The sequence below is a fragment of the Amycolatopsis thailandensis genome, from assembly GCF_042723255.1.
GTDB classification, from domain to species: Bacteria; Actinomycetota; Actinomycetes; order Mycobacteriales; family Pseudonocardiaceae; genus Amycolatopsis; species Amycolatopsis thailandensis.
In genome coordinates, this window is sequence record NZ_JBHXJK010000090.1 from 7,054 (window position 1) to 23,150 (window position 16,097).

Annotated in this window: 13 protein-coding genes; 6 read left to right on the plus strand and 7 right to left on the minus strand. The window is 69.6% G+C overall.

The window, feature by feature from the left end:
- The 6 genes from ACFWMR_RS29400 to ACFWMR_RS29425 form a co-directional block, all read right to left on the minus strand.
- On the minus strand, nucleotides 1-768 hold a 768-nt coding region (locus ACFWMR_RS29400), incomplete at its 3' end, for a PP2C family protein-serine/threonine phosphatase (RefSeq protein ID WP_449224338.1).
- 279 nt (nucleotides 769-1,047) lie between these two features.
- Nucleotides 1,048-1,320: a hypothetical protein gene (locus ACFWMR_RS29405; RefSeq protein ID WP_378380724.1), complete on the minus strand. Its 273-nt coding sequence runs from the start codon at nucleotides 1,318-1,320 to the stop codon at nucleotides 1,048-1,050.
- Nucleotides 1,321-1,333: 13 nt separating this feature from the next.
- Nucleotides 1,334-3,190, minus strand: a complete 1,857-nt coding sequence (locus tag ACFWMR_RS29410; protein ID WP_378380725.1) for a glycosyltransferase family 39 protein — start codon at nucleotides 3,188-3,190, stop codon at nucleotides 1,334-1,336.
- Nucleotides 3,191-3,194: 4 nt separating this feature from the next.
- Complete coding sequence (locus ACFWMR_RS29415) at nucleotides 3,195-4,448, minus strand: glycosyltransferase (RefSeq protein ID WP_378380727.1); 1,254 nt, start codon at nucleotides 4,446-4,448, stop codon at nucleotides 3,195-3,197.
- A 74-nt stretch (nucleotides 4,449-4,522) separates the two neighbouring features.
- A complete protein-coding gene (locus ACFWMR_RS29420; RefSeq protein ID WP_378380728.1) occupies nucleotides 4,523-6,406 on the minus strand; it encodes an ArnT family glycosyltransferase in 1,884 nt (627 codons plus the stop codon).
- Between the two features lie 4 nt (nucleotides 6,407-6,410).
- Nucleotides 6,411-7,943 carry a sensor histidine kinase gene (locus tag ACFWMR_RS29425; RefSeq protein ID WP_378380729.1) on the minus strand — a complete coding sequence of 511 codons (1,533 nt, stop codon included), beginning with the start codon at nucleotides 7,941-7,943 and terminating at the stop codon, nucleotides 6,411-6,413.
- Between the two features lie 168 nt (nucleotides 7,944-8,111).
- Here ACFWMR_RS29425 and ACFWMR_RS29430 point away from each other — a divergent pair, with 168 nt between their 5' ends.
- Nucleotides 8,112-8,654: a hypothetical protein gene (locus tag ACFWMR_RS29430; RefSeq protein WP_378380731.1), complete on the plus strand. Its 543-nt coding sequence runs from the start codon at nucleotides 8,112-8,114 to the stop codon at nucleotides 8,652-8,654.
- Nucleotides 8,655-8,742: 88 nt separating this feature from the next.
- On the opposite strand, the gene ACFWMR_RS29435 is transcribed toward ACFWMR_RS29430, so the two are convergent.
- Complete coding sequence (locus ACFWMR_RS29435; RefSeq protein WP_378380742.1) at nucleotides 8,743-10,755, minus strand: fatty acid desaturase; 2,013 nt, start codon at nucleotides 10,753-10,755, stop codon at nucleotides 8,743-8,745.
- 464 nt (nucleotides 10,756-11,219) lie between these two features.
- On the opposite strand from ACFWMR_RS29435, the gene tig reads away from it, so the two are divergent.
- The 5 genes from tig (at nucleotide 11,220) to ACFWMR_RS29460 (ending at nucleotide 16,087) form a co-directional block, all read left to right on the plus strand.
- Entirely contained in the window at nucleotides 11,220-12,590 is a 1,371-nt protein-coding gene (gene tig, locus ACFWMR_RS29440; protein WP_378380732.1) for a trigger factor, read from the plus strand.
- 184 nt (nucleotides 12,591-12,774) lie between these two features.
- On the plus strand, nucleotides 12,775-13,377 hold the full coding sequence (locus tag ACFWMR_RS29445; RefSeq protein ID WP_026466638.1) for a ClpP family protease: 603 nt from the start codon (nucleotides 12,775-12,777) through the stop codon (nucleotides 13,375-13,377).
- Between the two features lie 27 nt (nucleotides 13,378-13,404).
- Nucleotides 13,405-14,076, plus strand: coding sequence for an ATP-dependent Clp protease proteolytic subunit (locus tag ACFWMR_RS29450; protein WP_016332354.1), 672 nt, complete (start codon nucleotides 13,405-13,407; stop codon nucleotides 14,074-14,076).
- Nucleotides 14,077-14,306: 230 nt separating this feature from the next.
- A complete protein-coding gene (clpX, locus tag ACFWMR_RS29455) occupies nucleotides 14,307-15,602 on the plus strand; it encodes an ATP-dependent Clp protease ATP-binding subunit ClpX (RefSeq protein WP_016332355.1) in 1,296 nt (431 codons plus the stop codon).
- Between the two features lie 104 nt (nucleotides 15,603-15,706).
- The gene (locus ACFWMR_RS29460) at nucleotides 15,707-16,087 is read left to right on the plus strand and encodes a hypothetical protein (protein WP_378277007.1); all 381 of its coding nucleotides are present in this window, start codon (nucleotides 15,707-15,709) and stop codon (nucleotides 16,085-16,087) included.
- Nucleotides 16,088-16,097: the final 10 nt, after the last annotated feature.

The window sequence follows — 16,097 nt, forward strand, 5'->3', positions numbered from 1 at the left end:
TGGCCGGGGGGGGGGTCCTTGTTTTTTTTTCCCCCGCGCGGCGCGCCCCCGGCGCCCCCCCGGCGGCGCCCCCCGCCCCCCGCGAAACTTTTCCGTGGCGAGATCCGCACCGGGCGGATCCACCACGATCGCGGTGGCGTTGTCGGAGCCACCGAGCGAGATCGCCGTCCGTACCAGCTCCGCCGCCGCCCCGTCCGGCATCCCGAGGATGCCGAGCATGGCCGGCCCGCTGAGCGTCTTGTGCACGCCGTCGCTGGTGAGCAGAAGCCCTCCGGTCGTGACGGTGGCCGTGCCGATCTCGTGAGTACCGGCCGTGCGGACGCTGGTGGTGACGACGTGTTCCATCCGCGGTGTCACGGGTTGGTCGTGGTCGCGGAAGTACTGCGCGAGCGTATGGTCCTTCGTCACCTGCCGCACGGTGTAACCGTCCCAAGCGTACGCCCGCGCGTCCCCGAGCCATGCGATGCCATACCCCTCGTCGGTCCGGACGGCCACGACGAGGACGCAGTCACCGGTCCCGCCGAGGGCGAGCACGGCGCGCTGAGCAGCCAAAACGGCCGCGACCGCACCTTGCCCGACCGGGTTCCGGGCCGCCGCCGAAGCAGCCGTCCGCGCCGCTTGTGCCGCGTTCGGGTGATCTCCGACTCCATCGGCCAGTGCGAACACGATTCCCGCCCCGCCCGCCGCCGCGTACGCCCCGACGGCGTCCGCGTTGTGTTCGCGCGGCCCCCGCGCGCTCGCCGTGTGCCAGTGTGGAAGTTCCCTCATGGTCTTCTCCTCACCCCGGGGTGATCGCCTGCCTCCAGAGTGCGCCCGGATCCTGTGCGGGGGCTGAGGGCAGGGTGAAAGACAGCTGTCGGTCACGTTCGCCGGGGTCACGCAGCCGTGCTTGAAGACGTGACACGCGTGCTTGAAGACGGAACTCGCGTGCTTGAAGACGGGACTCGCGTGCTTGGAGGCGGAACTCGGGAGTGCGGCCTCTGATCACGCGAGTTCCGCCTTCAAGCACGCATGATCCGCCTCCAAGCACGCGAGATCCGGGTCTGATCACGCGAGAGCCGGCGTTACCGCAGCCGCTTCTCCGAATGCTCCGGCGCGCTGCCGTTCACGTTCGACCAGCGCGGCCGGGGGAAAGGAAGCGGTGAGTTTCGCCTGCACGTCACCGAAGTAGTGCCAGACCGGCCAGTCGAGCGAGATCCAGTCGCGCAGCAGGTCCGCGTCACCGGCGCGTTCGACCAGCGTCCCGAGCTGGTCGGGGCGCACGAGGTCCCAGCGGTACGGCCGATTCGCGCCGTCCAGGATTCCCGTGCGCCCCAACACTTGTCGAAGCATTTCAGGCGAGCAGGCGATACACCGTCTGGTCGCCGACCGTGGTGGCGGTGAAGTTCGCCGCGACCCATTCGGAGATCTCGTTCGAGCCGCCGCCGGGGCCACCGCCTCGGCCGCCCTCGACGTAGTAGGTGATCTCGCCGTCGGCCACGTACTGCTGGAACTCCGCCAGCGTCGGCGCCGGATCCGAACCGCTCCAGCCGCCGATGCCGATCACCGACTTCCCGCTCGCGAGTTCCAGGTTCGCCGCGGACTGCGAACTCGACGTCGCCGCCGCCCACTTCGTCGTGGTCGCGGCGAGCACGGTGCCGAGTTCCTTAGACGCGCCTTCTTCCATCCCGGGACCGCCCATGCCACGCTCACCACCGGTGGCCGGACCGGAGATCGGGATCGAGCCGGAATGCGCCTGCGAGGCGGTCTCGACGGCGTACGCGGCGGTGCCGAGGCCGACGGTCAGCACGGCGGCCGTCGCGACGACGGCGACGAGTTTGCGCAGCGGCGGGACACCCACCAGCACGACGGTCGCGGTCACCAGGCCGAGGCCGACGATGACCCAGCGCAGTACGGGCAGCCAGTCGGCGTCGCGGTCGAGCAGGATGTACGCCCAGACAGCGCTGGCCGCGATCATCAGCGACAGGAACACCCGCGGCGCGAGATGCGCCCGGCCGCGCCAGAGCGAGGTCCCGGAGATCGCCACCACGGCGGCGATCGACGGCGCCAGCGCGACGGCGTAGTACGGGTGCACGATGCCGCTCATGTAGCTGAACACCAGCGCGGTGACGAGCATCCAGCCACCCCAGACGACCAGCGCGGCCCTGGTCCGGTCGGTCCCGGCGGCCCGCCTGGTGAACCACAGCCCCGCGACCAGCCCGATCAGCGCGGCGGGCAGCAGCCACGACACCTCACCGCCGAAGCTGGCGCCGAACATCCGGGTCAGGCCGCTCTCGCCGCCGAAGCCGACGTTCCCGCCGCTCATCCCGCCGCCCGGGCCGCCGACCATGACGCCCCCGCCACCGCCGCTCCCGCCGAAGATCCGGCCGAGACCGTTGTAGCCCAGCGCCAGTTCGAGCAGGCTGTCGTCGGCCGAACCACCGATGTACGGACGCGACGCCGTCGGCCACAGATCGACCAGCGCGATGAACCAGCCCGCCGAGACGACCACCGACACCACTGCTCCGGCCAAATGCAGCAGGCGTTTGCCCAGCGAGGCCGGCGCGGCGATCAGGTAGGCGAGGCCGAACGCGGGCAGCACCAGGAACGCCTGCATCATCTTGGTCAGGAAGCCGAATCCGATCGCCACACCGGCGAACAGCAGCCAGCGCGGGCTCGCTTTCTCGATCGCGCGGATCGTGCAGTACGCGCCGGCGATCAGCAGCAGCGTCAGCAGCGCGTCCGGGTTGTTGAACTTGAACATCAGCGCGGCGACCGGCGTGAGCGCGAACGCCGCCCCGGCGAACAGGCCGGCGACCGGCCCTGAGGTCCGCTTCACCGTCAGGTACAGCAGGCCGACCGAAGCGACCCCCATCAGCGCCTGCGGGGCCAGGACCGTGAAGCTGGAGAAGCCGAAGAGCCGGGCGATCGCCGTCGTGACCCAGAGCGCGGCCGGGGGTTTGTCGACGGTCAGCACGTTGCCGGCGTCGAGGGAGCCGAACAGCCACGCCTTCCAGTCCTGCGTGCCGGACTGCACCGCCGCCGCGTAGAACGAGTTGCCGTAGCCGGAGGCTGTCAGGTTCCAGAAGTACAGCAGCGCGGTGGCGGCGAGCAGGCCGAAGACCGCGGGACGGACCCAGCGGCCCGGCGGCTTCGCGACGTCTTCCTCGACAGGGCGGGGTTCGACCCGGGAAGCGAGTGCGGTGGTCATGGGGTCAGCTCTCCATCTCGGTGGCGGGCCGGCGGCGGAAGACCCAGCCGCGCAGCAACAGGAAGCGCAGGACGGTGGCCGCGAGGTTCGCGAGCACGAGGACGGTGATCTCGAGCGGCAGTCCCGGTGCCGTCATCGTGTGCAGCAGCGCCAGCGCGCCGCTGGTGAGCGCGAGCCCGAGGCCGAACACGACGAGGCCCTGGAATTGGTGCAGTCCGGCGCCTTCCCGGCCGCGGATGCCGAAGGTCAGGCGCCGGTTGAGCGCGGTGTTGCCGATCGCGGTCACCAGCAGCGCGGCGAAGTTCGCAACCTGGGCGCCGGTGAAGGTCCGCAGCAGCAGGAACAGCACGAGATAGGCGATGGTGCTGGCGACGCCGACGGCGGCGAACCGCACCAGTTGCCGCACCAGGCTCGGCGCCACCCCGGGCGCCTGGACCTGGATCGGCGCGCGGCCGAGCTGCTCGCGCAGGTCACCGATCGGGATCCGGCCGGTCATCGTCGCCTTGGTCAGCCGCGCGATGCCTTTGAGGTCGGCGGTCGCGGTGGCGACGATGTTCACCGACGAATCCGGGTCGTCGACCCAGTCCACCGGGACCTCGTGGATCCGCAGCCCGGCTTTCTGGGCCAGCACCAGCAATTCGGTGTCGAAGAACCAGCCGGTGTCGTGGATGTGGGGGAGCAGCCGCTCGGCGACGTCGGCGCGGATCGCCTTGAACCCGCACTGCGCGTCGCTGAACCTCGCGGCCAGCGTGCCGCGCAGGATCAGGTTGTAGCAGCGGGAAATGAACTCCCGCTTCGGGCCACGCACCACGCGCGCGCCGCGGGCGAGCCTGCTGCCGATGGCGAGGTCGGAGTGCCCGGACAGCAGCGGTGCCACGAGGGGGCCGAGCGCGGCCAGATCGGTCGAGAGGTCGACGTCCATGTAGGCCAGCACCGGAGCGTCCGAAGTGGACCAAACCGCGCGCAGCGCCCGGCCGCGACCTTTCTCTTCGAGATGGCGGACTTCGACGTCCTCGAACTCGCGGCTCAGTCGTTCGGCGACGCGCAGGGTGCCGTCCGTGCTGGCGTTGTCCGCGACGGTGATCCGGAACGGGTACGGGAACTGCTCCACGAGATGCGCGCGCAGCCGCCGGATGCACGGTTCGAGGTCGGTCTCCTCGTTGTAGACCGGGATGACGACGTCGAGAACGGCGGAGCCGGTGGGGGCGATGGCGGGGCGGCGGCCGGTTTCGGCGCCGGAGAGGATCGCGGCTGTCATATCGTCAATCTCGGCCATCGCGCTGAGGCCGGCTTGTGCCGAAGCTGTGCCGGCGCTGTGTTCCGTCACGGGATTCACCGGCTCAGGTCGTAGACGGTGACACCGTCCACAGTGGTCGGTGCGTAGGTCTGCGCGACCCATTCGGCGATCCGCTCGGCGGCGTCGCTGCCGGTCTCGCCGCGCATCATCATGCCTTCGCCGAGAAAGTAGTGGATCTGTCCATTTCGGACGTAATCCTGGAACTGTTCCAGGGTGGGAGCCGGATCCGTGCCGTTGAACCCGCCCACGGCCATCACCGGGGCCCCGCCGCCGAGCTGGTAGCCCGCCGCGTTGTTGGAGCCCACGGTCGCCGCCGCCCAGGTGTACTTTTCACTGTCTTTCCGGAGCAGCGCGACCAGTTCGTCGCCGGGCAGGCTCGTCCCGAGCAAACCCCCGCCAGGCCCGCCTTGCCCGCCGATGACGATCCCACCGCCACCCGGCCCCATGCCGCGGCCGATCGCCGGACCCGCCGAGGGCAGCGCGCCGGAATGCGGGGTCGCCGCTGTCGCGACCGTGTACGCGCAGGTGCCCGCGAGCACGGTGACCAGTGCGCCGACGGCGACCAAACGCCTTGCCACGTCAGGCAATCGTGCGGCGAAGAACACCAGGAAGGCGCAGAGGAGACCGGCCACGAGAATCGCGATCCCCAGCGCGGGAAGCCAGTCGGATTGCCGTGACAGCAGGAGGTACGTCGTCAGCGCGGTCAAGCCGATCCCGGCGCTCAAGGCGCCCGCGGCGGCCGGATTCCCCCGGGCGCGCCACAGCTGCGTGCCCGCGATGCCGACGAGACCGGCGATCGCGGGGCCGAGCGCGATCATGTAGTAGGCGTGGATGATGCCGCCCATGTAGCTGAACACCACGGCGGTCACCAGGAACCAGCCGCCCCACACGATCAGCGCCGCGCGGCCGCGGTCGGTGCGCGGGGCCCGGCGGGTGAACCACAGCCCGGCGGCCAGCGCGAGCACGGCGGCGGGGAGCAGCCAGGCGATCCCACCCGCCATTTCGCTGCCGAACAACCGGGCCCAGCCGGTACCGCCCCAGCCGCCGCCGGGGCTTCCGCCGACACTGCCGACCTCGTCGCCGGTGATGCGGCCGAAACCGTTGTAGCCGAAGACCAGTTCCCACAGGCTGTTCTCCTGCGAGCCGCCGATGTACGGGCGGTCGGCGGCGGGCCACAGCGCGACGACGGCGAGATACCAGCCGGCGGAGACGATGGTCGCGCCCAAAGCCCCGAGCAAGTGCAGCAGACGTTTGCCCGGCGAGGCCGGCGCGGCGATCAGGTAGGCGAGCGCGAACGCGGGCAGCACCAGGAACGCTTGCAGCATCTTGGCGAGGAAGCCGAAACCGACGGCGACCCCGGCCAGCGCCAGCCAGCGCGGGCTCGCGTTCTCCAGCGCGCGGACGACGCAGTAGGCGCCCGCGACCAGGAGCAGCACGAGCAGCGCGTCGGGGTTGTTGAACCGGAACATCAGCGCGGCGGCCGGGGTGAGGGCCAGGACGGCGCCCGCCAGCAGCCCCGCGGCCGGGCCGGACGTCCGGCGCACCGCGGCGAACAGCAGCGCCACCGAGCCGATTCCCATCAGTGCCTGCGGCACCAGGATGCTCCAGGCGTTGACGCCGAACAGGCGCGTGGAAAGGCTCATCACCCACAACGCGGCCGGTGTCTTGTCGACCGTGATCGCGTTCGCGGCGTCGCTGGAGCCGAAGAACAGCGCTTTCCAGCTCAGCGATCCCGCCTGGGCGGCCGCCGAGTAGAAGGCGTTGGCCCAGCCGGATTCCCCGAGGTTCCACAGATAGAGGACGGCGGTCGCGAGCAGAAGCGCGGCCAGTGAGGGCCGGACCCAGCGCGGGCCGTCGGGCCTGCCTCGGGCGGGGGGAGCGGCTTGATCGGCTTCGTCGCGGGAGGCGAGGAGGGTCATGGCCTCAGCGTCGGATCTCGACCTGGGGCGGGGTTGTGCCGAAGCTGTGCACCCGCTGTGAGGGCGCGATCACCGGCAGATGGACGGCGAACTCGGTGTGCCCCGGACGGCTGTGCACCTCGATCGTGCCGTGATGGGCCACGACGATGGCCGACGTGATCGCCATCCCGAGCCCGGTGCTGCCCGCCGCGCGCGAACGCGAGGTGTCGCCGCGGGCGAAGCGTTCGAACACACTGGGCAGGAGTTCGGGCGCGATACCGGGTCCGTCGTCGGTGACGGTCAGCACCGCCGCGCCGGTGCGGGAACGGCTCAGCTCGGTGACCACCGCGGTGCCCGGCGGGGTGTGCGTGCGCGCGTTGGACAGCAGGTTCGCCAGCGCCTGGTGCAGACGCTGGACGTCGCCGCGGACGAGCACGGGTTCCCGGGGGAGACGGAGTTCCCAGCGGTGGTCCGGACCGGCGACGTGCGCGTCGCCGACGGCGTCCGCGGCCAGCCGGGCGAGATCGACCTGGCCCGCTTCGAGCGGTCGTCCGGCGTCGAGTCTCGCCAGCAGGAGGAGGTCCTCGACGAGCGTCGTCATGCGGGCGGCCTCGGACTGGATCCGCGACAGCGAACGCGCGACCTCCGCCGGGACCAGCGCGCTGCCACGGCCCGCGAGTTCGGCGTACCCGCGGATCGCCGCGAGCGGGGTGCGAAGTTCGTGGCTCGCGTCCGCGACGAACCGGCGGACGCGGGTCTCGCTGGCGTGGCGGGCTTCCAGCGCCTGCGCGATGTGTCCGAGCATGAGGTTCAGCGCCGAACCGACCTGGCCGACCTCGGTGCGCGGATCGGTGTCGATCTCGGGCACCCGCACGGAAAGCGCGACCTGGCCGCGGTCCAGCCGCATCGCCGACACCCGGCCGGCGGTCGCCGCGACCCGGTCGAGCGGCCGCAGCGTGCGCCGGACCGCGAACGCGCCGAGGAACCCGGCACCGGCGACACCCGCGGCCGCGACCCCGAACAGGATCCACCCGACGGTGGACAACGTGTCCTGCATCGGCCCGAGCGGGAGCCCGGTGACGACCACGCCGCCGGGGATCGAGGCGGCCTGCACGCGGTAGTCGCCGAGACCGCCGAGTGTCATCGTCATCGGCGGCCGGTCCGCCGGGATCGCGAACAGGCCGGTTTCCTGCTCGGCCGACAGTCCCTGCGGAAGTCCTTGCACGGTGAGGACTCCCGCGTAGAGCACCCTGTCACCCGAGTAGCGGACGCTGAGCGTCCCGGAGGCCTGGCCCGGCGCGTTGAGCGGGTCGGGCCCGGGGCCGTCCTCCGGCGGACGGTTCGCGAAGTCGTGGGCCCGGGCCGACGCGGCCGAGAGCTGGCCGTCGATCTGGCCGGTGAGGAACGACCGCAGGGCGATCTCGCTGGCGACGCCGATCACCAGGCAGACGAAGGTGAGCAACAGCACCATCGAACCGGTCAGCTTGGCGCGCAGGGAAAGCCGCCCGGGCCGGGACCACCGGCGCGGGCCGGTGGTCGGGACCGAACCGGTTGCCATGCCCACGAGCGTGCGCCGGGGTCGTATGTACGCGTTGTGCCCCGCCTGTGAGCCCGCTGTGCGCGTGGGCTCGCGCGTGTCACAGAAAGGTCTGACGGCGGGCACAGGTCCGGCACAGCCGCGGTGCGGACGGTGGGGGCAACGACGAGACCACAGGAGTCGAAGACCATGAACGAAACCACTTCCGCCACACCCGCCCCTCCCGTCCCTCCGTCCACTTCGGACTGGGGAGCTTCTTCTTCGCGGGGCGGGAAACGCAAAGCCGTCGTCGCGGGCGCGGCCGCCGCGGTGCTCGCCGTCGGTGGCGGTGCGGCGATCTGGGCCGCCGGTTCGTCGGCCGACACCGCGTCCGCGGCTCCGGGTGGTGCCCCGGGCGGCGGGGCGGGCATGGGTGGCCCCGGCGGTTCCCGTGCCCTTCACGGCGAGTACGTCGTGTCGGACGGCAACGGCGGTTACACCACGCAGCTCACGCAGACCGGGAAGGTGACCGAACTGAGCGCGACGTCGCTGACAGCGGTGAGCGACGACGGCTACAGCAAGGTCTACACGATCGACTCGTCGGTGGTGAACGGCGTCGCGACCGGTGACACGGTCACCGTCGTCGCCACGACTTCCGGCACGACCGCGACCGCGCAGTCGGTGCGGGAGTCGACAGGCGAGGGCCAGGGGCCGCCCTCCGGCGGCGATGGCGGGACGCCGCCGGGCCAGTGACCCGCCCGCAGCCTGCAATGAAGGGGCCTTTCATAGCAAAATTTGCTATGAAAGGCCCCTTCATTGCACGCCTGCCGTCACGAGGCGCTCAGCGGTCGTAGTCCACGTCCAGCTCGGGCGAGGTCGCCACCGCCCGGCAAGTAAGGATCCGCCCCGCCGCGACGTCCTCGTCCCCGAGCGCGTAGCGCACGTCCATCCGCGCGCTGCCCCGCACCACGGTCGCCCGGCACGTTCCGCAAGCCCCGCCCATGCACGCGTACAGCGCGTCGACGCCGTGCCGCAGCGCGGCGCCGAGGACGGTTTCGCCCACCGTGGCGGGGATTTCGGCGGTTTTCCCGCCCGCTGTCACCGTCAGCGCCGGGCCGGGCCGCCGCGAAGGCCGGACGGGCAGCGCGCCTTGGAACAGCTCGAAGTGGACGTTCTCCTCGGGGACGTCCCGGTCGGACAGGGTCCGGCGCGCCATGTCGACGAGGTCGCGCGGGCCGCACAGGAACCACTCGTCCACCTTCGCCGGGTGCAGCCGCGCTTGCAGCAGCGCCCGGAGCCGGGTGCTGTCGAGACGGCCGCGCTGGTAGCGCTCGTGCGAGATCGCCAGCGCCTCGCCGACGATGTCGAACGGCTTTTCCAGCCGCTGTGTCCGCAGGTCCGGGTCGCGTTCGTCGGTGCGGTAGTGCACGACGTGCAGCCGCCCGCCCAGCTGGGTGGCGAGGGCGCCGAGTTCGGCGGCGAACATCGTGCTGGCGCCGGAGGTGTTGATGTACAGCAAGGTCGCCTTGCTGTTGGGCTCGTTCCGCAACGTCGAGGTCAGGATCGACAGGATCGGCGTGATCCCGCTTCCCGCGGCGAGCGCGACATAACGGCCGGAGCGGTTCCGCGCGGGGGTCAGCGTGAACACCCCGTCAGGAGGCAGCACTTCCAGCACGTCGCCCGCTTCGAGCTCCGTGGTGGCGAACGTCGAGAACGCGCCGCCGAGCTGATGCTTGATCGCGATCCGCAGCATGCCGGACTCCGGCGTCGAGCAGATCGAGTAGGCGCGCCGCATCTCCAACCCGTCCACCTCCGCGCGGATGACGAGGTGCTGGCCGGGGGTGAACCGGAAAGTCTCCCGCAGCCGCTCCGGCACGTCGAACGTCACCGTGACGGCGCCTTCGCACAGCGGCCGGACCTCGGAGACCCGCAGCGAATGGAACCGGCCCGGTGGCCGGGGCTGCGGAGCGGCCGGCTCCTCGTCGAACGAGCCGGTGAGCTGACGCCACTCGCGGTACTCCGACGACGTCAGTTCGCGGCCCCACGCGGTCGCGATCGGGACGTCCCTGGCGAGATAGGCGTCGCGGTTGTCCCGCCACGCGCGCAGGTACCGGTAGAACGGGATCGCCGGGTGGAGATGGTGCACCAGGTGGTAGTTCTGGCACAGCATGATCGGCGTCATCAGCCATTCCAGCCCGACGCGGACGCGGGTGGCGCCGAACCGATTCTGCCGCTGCTCGCCGAGGTCGTGATGCGGGAGCCAGTCGAACCACCAGGCCAGCACGGCCAGCCCGACGCGCTGCGGGACGAGGTACGCCACCAGCAGTTCCCAGCCGTGGCCGCTCACGGCCAGCCAGGCGAACGCGGCGAAGCTCAGCGCGACGACGGCCGCGGTCTCGATCCGCTCCGACGGCGGCCGGGAGCGCTGCCGCGCCACGTAGAAGCGGGCGTACCAGAAGTCGATGGTCAGCCAGCGCAGGGGCAACTGCCACCACGGGCCGTGCGCGGTCCAGGCGTCGGGATCGGTGTGGGCGTCCTCGTTGGTGTTGCGGTGGTGCTCCAGATGGATGTAGCGCACCAGCGGGAAGGAGCCGTAACCGGCGACGAACGGCATCGCCAGCCTGCCGAGGAGTTCGTTGACCCAGGTGAGCTGCCCGGCCGCGTGATGCGTCGACTCGTGCAGCACCGTGAACATCGTGAAGGTGACGAGCGCGTGCAGGGGAATGGTCACCCAGAGCGGCGCGGCGTCGTTGACCACCAGCCAGGTGGCCCCGATCCAGACCATGAGGCCGCCGGTGAACAGCAGGACCGTCGGCACCGAGACCACCGGCAGCGGGATCCGCGGGTTGGGCAGCCCGCGTCTCAGCTTCTGCGCGGGAATTCCGTCCGTGTCCTCGGACCGGGTTACGGCGACGGCCATCGATCGTTCCCCTCGGTCGATGCTACCGGGACAAGCTGTCACACCGTAGACAACTAGTACTGGTTTGTAAACTTCATCGGACTGGCGAAACGCCTCGTCACGGCGCCCGATGGTGCGACGCGACGCGCATCCGTGTCCAGGAAAGGGCCGCTTCGTAACAGAGAAGAACCGAAAACTGGTCCGATCGGGTGGTCGGGGGCCGGTTACTCGGACAGTTCTCGAAAGCCGTGATCGGCCCGGGTGTGCAGGGGAGGCGCGGTGCTGATGGCCCCGGGACCAGCCCGGTGAGCGACACGGCCTAGACTCGGACGGCCCGGTCTGCAGGCTGGCCAGGGCGCATCCGCTGCCGAACGCACGCGGATGCTCAAACACATCGTTTACCGCTCGAGGAGAATACGTTGAAGAGCACCGTCGAGCAGCTCAGCCCGACGCGAGTCAAGATCAATGTCGAGGTGCCGTTCGACGAGCTCAAGCCGAACTTCGACCGCGCCTACCGCAAGATCGCCCAGCAGGTGCGCATCCCCGGCTTCCGTCCGGGCAAGGCGCCGGCTCGCGTGCTGGAAAGCCGGATCGGGCGAGCCCCGGTGCTCGACGAGGTCGTCAACGAGGTCATTCCGGCCAAGTACATGGAAGCCGTGCGCGCGGGCGAGGTCCGCACGCTGGGCCAGCCCGAGTTCGAGGTGACCAAGCTGGAGGACCGTGAGGTTCTCGAGTTCACCGCCGAAGTCGACATCCGCCCGGAGATCTCGCTGCCCGACCTCGAAGGCTTCGCGGTCAGCGTCGACGACGTCGAACTGACCGACGCCGAGGTCGACGAGCAGCTCGACGAGCTGCGCGCCCGCTTCGGCACCCTGACCGGTGTCGAGCGCGCGGCCGAGAACGGCGACTTCGTCTCGATCGACCTCGCGGCCACCGTCGACGGACAGGAGGTCGAGGAGGCCTCGACCACCGGCCTGTCCTACGAGATCGGCTCCGGCCAGCTCGTCGACGGCATCGACGAGGCGATCATCGGCGCGAACGCGGGCGAGACCAAGACCTTCACCACGAAGCTGGTCGCCGGCGAGCACACCGGCAAGGACGCCGACGTCACCGTCACCGTGCAGACCATCAAGCAGCGCGAGCTGCCCGAGGCGGACGACGAGTTCGCCCAGATGGCGAGCGAGTTCGACACGATCGACGAGCTGAAGGGCGACCTTCGCGAGCGCCTCGGCCGCGTCAAGAAGATGCAGCAGGGCGTCCAGGCCCGCGACAAGGTCCTCGAGGAGCTGCTCGAGCGCACCGAGATCGCGATCCCGGAGAAGGTCCTCGAGGCCGAGATCGAGAACCGCAAGCACGACGCGATCCACCCGTTCGACCACGACGAGGCGCAGTTCGCCAAGGCCCTCGAGGCCGAAGGCCGCACCCTCGAAGAGTTCGACACCGAGGTGCGCGAGGAGTCGGAGAAGGCCGTCCGCACGCAGCTGCTGCTGGACAGCATCGCCGACGCCGAGCAGACGTCGGTCAACGACGGTGAGCTCACCGAGCGGATCATCTACCAGGCGCAGCGCTTCGGCGTCAGCCCGGACGAGTACGTCCAGCGGGCGCAGCAGTCCGGTCAGCTGACCGCGATCTACGCCGACGTCCGTCGCGGCAAGGCGCTGGCCTCGGTGGTCCGCAAGACCACCGTGACCGACGCCTCCGGCGCCGAGGTCGACCTCGAAGAGCTCTTCGGCCCCGCAGCCGAGGAGACGCAGGTCACCGAGGAGACCGCGAAGACTGCGGCCGAGTAGGGAATATCCGGTCCGGTCGAAACGGACCGTAAAGCTGTAAGCGAACTTGGGCGGTGTCAGGCATTCTGCACCGCCCAAGTTCGTTAGGGTCGGTTGCAAGATCCTCAGCACCTGGACACAGCATCTGGACATACAGCGGCGGCCGAGGCACGGCTGGCCGCCGTCGGCGAAAAGGCAGGCAGACGTGACGCAGCACATGCCCGAGGCGCGGACCGGAACCGCGGGGCTCAACCTCACCGACTCGGTCTTCGAGCGGTTGCTCCAGGAGCGCATCGTCGTCCTCGGCTCCGAGGTCAACGACGAGGTCGCGAACCGGATCACCGCCCAGTTGTTGCTGCTCGACGCAGACGACTCCGAGTCGGACATCCGCTTCTACATCAACTCGCCCGGTGGCTCGGTCACCGCGGGTTTCGCGATCTACGACACCATGCAGCTGATCCGCCCGGACGTCGCGACCTACGCGATGGGCCTGGCCGCGTCGATGGGGCAGTTCCTGCTCTCGTCCGGCACGCCCGGCAAGCGGTACGCGCTGCAGCACGCGCGCATCCTCATGCACCAGCCCTCGGCGGGCGTCGGCGGCACGGCCTCCGACATCGCCATCCAGGCCGAGGTGTTCGGCAAGTGGAAGCAGGAGCTCGCCAAGATCACGGCCGAGCAGACCGGCCAGACCGTCGAGCAGATCGTCAAGGACGGCGACCGTGACCGCTGGTTCACCGCGCAGGAGGCGAAGGACTACGGCTTCGTGGACCAGGTCCTCACGCGTGAGAACCCGCTTCCCACCAGCTGATCCGCGCCGGCACACAGGAGAATTTCAATGAGCAACTTCCAGCTTCCGATCGGGTCGCAGGCGCCGGGGATGCAGTCGCGGCTCCAGCTGCCGCAGTCGCGGTACGTCCTGCCCTCGTACGTCGAGCGCACGAGCTACGGCATCAAGGAATCGAACCCGTACAACAAGCTGTACGAAGAGCGCCAGATCATGCTCGGCGTGCAGATCGACGACGCGTCGGCCAACGACGTGATGGTCCAGCTGCTGCACCTCGAGCACGAGGACCCGGACCGCGACATCATGATCCTGATCAACTCGCCCGGTGGCTCGTTCACCGCGCTGATGGCGATCTACGACACGATGCAGTACGTCCGCCCCGACATCGTCACCATGTGCATCGGCCAGGCCGCTTCGGCCGCCGCGGTGCTCCTGGCAGCCGGCACCCCCGGCAAGCGGTTCACGCTGCCGAACTCGCGCGTGCTGATCCACCAGCCCGCCACCGAGGGCACCTACGGCCAGGTGTCGGACCTGGAGATCCAGGCCAACGAGATCCAGCGGGTGCGGCGCCAGATGGAGGTCATCCTGGCGAAGCACACGAACAAGGACGCCGACGAGGTCAAGAAGGACATCGAGCGCGACAAGATCCTGACGGCCGACGAAGCCAAGGCGTACGGGATCGTCGACGAGGTGCTCGAGTACCGCAAGGCCTCGAGCAGCTGATCGTGCCGGGACCCGGTGCGTGTCGGGAGACGACACGCACCGGATCCCTGGTCTAAGGTCAGCTTCTGGCGTGCTCAGATGTGACGTTGGTTCTCCCGCCGACGGCATCGGACGGGTACCGTCAGTGGCAATGTGTGAGGCTCCGAGAGGTCATCCGTGACCGGGGTACGACAGTCAGGCACGACAGTGCAGGCGCGATGGAAGCGCCGGAGGGGACGAGGTCAACGGCCATGGCACGGATCGGTGACGGCGGCGACCTGCTGAAATGTTCTTTCTGCGGCAAGAGCCAAAAGCAGGTGAAGAAGCTCATTGCCGGCCCCGGGGTCTACATCTGCGATGAGTGCATCGATCTCTGCAACGAGATCATCGAAGAGGAACTGGCCGAGGCCGGTGAGGTCAAGCTCGACGAGCTGCCCAAGCCCGCCGAGATCCACGAGTTCCTCGAGCAGTACATCATCGGCCAGGACGACGCGAAGCGTTCGCTGGCCGTGGCGGTGTACAACCACTACAAGCGTGTGCAGTCCGACGACAAGGCCGGGCCGAAGGATTCCAAGGACGAGACCGTCGAACTGGCGAAGTCCAACATCCTGATGCTCGGACCGACGGGTTGCGGCAAGACCTATCTGGCCCAGACCCTGGCGAAGATGCTGAACGTCCCGTTCGCGATCGCGGACGCGACGGCGCTCACCGAAGCCGGGTACGTGGGCGAGGACGTCGAGAACATCCTGCTCAAGCTGATCCAGGCGGCGGATTACGACGTCAAGCGGGCCGAGACGGGCATCATCTACATCGACGAGGTCGACAAGATCGCCCGGAAGTCGGAGAACCCGTCGATCACCCGCGACGTGTCCGGCGAGGGCGTGCAGCAGGCGCTGCTGAAGATCCTCGAGGGCACCACCGCCTCGGTCCCGCCGCAGGGCGGCCGCAAGCACCCGCACCAGGAGTTCATCCAGATCGACACGACGAACGTGCTGTTCATCGTGGCCGGCGCGTTCGCCGGACTGGAGAAGATCATCAACGAGCGGGTCGGCAAGCGCGGCCTCGGTTTCGGTGCGGAGATCCGCACCAAGGCCGAGATCGACGAGAGCGACATCTTCTCCGACACCATGCCGGAGGACCTGATCAAGTTCGGGCTCATCCCGGAGTTCATCGGCCGCCTCCCGGTCGTGGCGACGGTGACCCACTTGGACAAGGACTCGCTGGTCAGCATCCTGACCACGCCGCGCAACGCGCTGGTGAAGCAGTACAAGAAGCTCTTCGAGATGGACAACGTCGAGCTGGAGTTCACCAAGACCGCGCTCGAAGCCATCGCCGACCAGGCCGTGCTCCGCGGCACCGGCGCCCGTGGCCTGCGCGCGATCATGGAAGAGGTCCTGCAGCCGGTCATGTACGACATCCCCAGCCGCGACGACGTCGCGAAGGTCGTCATCACCGAGCAGACGGTCCGCGAGAACGTGAACCCGACGATCGTGGCGCGTCAGCCGTCACGCCGTCGCAGCAGCGAGCGCGGCGAGAAGTCCGCCTGAGCGGCGATCTTCGTCATCGATGCCCCGGCCGGGTCCGACCCGGCCGGGGCATCGGTTTCTCCGGCCCGGTCCGGCCGGTGACCGGACCGGGATAGGATGCGAGGGTGCCGCTGACTTCCACGAAGGACGAGAACGAGGCTCCCGAGCTGGCAGCCGCGAGTCCACGCGAGGTCAGGGGACTCGTCGAACTCACCGAACGCATCGTCATCGGGGCCTATCGCGGGCACCCGTGGATCCCGCGCGCGCTGACGATCGCGCTGGGCGTGCTGGTGGTGACCTGCCTGGTGGCCGGTGTCGTCCGGTTGTCGCCCTTGCCGCTGATCCCGCTGCCGCTGTTCGCCGGCTCGGCGTACGCGCTCGTCCGGATCAAGGCCGCGCGCGCCGCGGGATCGAACCAGTCGCTCGTCGTCTGGACCGGACTGTTCACCGGTGCGACGCTCGCCGGATTCTGGCTGATCTCGATGGCGGGACGCTGGCTCGGCTGAACAGCCTCGC

Bases quoted from the DNA above. Each gene is read 5' to 3' on its own strand.
- ACFWMR_RS29430 (WP_378380731.1), top strand. From the start codon at position 8,112: ATGAACGAAACCACTTCCGCCACACCCGCCCCTCCCGTCCCTCCGTCC.
- ACFWMR_RS29420 (WP_378380728.1), bottom strand. From the start codon at position 6,406: ATGACCCTCCTCGCCTCCCGCGACGAAGCCGATCAAGCCGCTCCCCCC.
- clpX (WP_016332355.1), top strand. From the start codon at position 14,307: ATGGCACGGATCGGTGACGGCGGCGACCTGCTGAAATGTTCTTTCTGC.
- ACFWMR_RS29425 (WP_378380729.1), bottom strand. From the start codon at position 7,943: ATGGCAACCGGTTCGGTCCCGACCACCGGCCCGCGCCGGTGGTCCCGG.
- ACFWMR_RS29410 (WP_378380725.1), bottom strand. From the start codon at position 3,190: ATGACCACCGCACTCGCTTCCCGGGTCGAACCCCGCCCTGTCGAGGAA.
- ACFWMR_RS29450 (WP_016332354.1), top strand. From the start codon at position 13,405: ATGAGCAACTTCCAGCTTCCGATCGGGTCGCAGGCGCCGGGGATGCAG.
- ACFWMR_RS29415 (WP_378380727.1), bottom strand. From the start codon at position 4,448: ATGACAGCCGCGATCCTCTCCGGCGCCGAAACCGGCCGCCGCCCCGCC.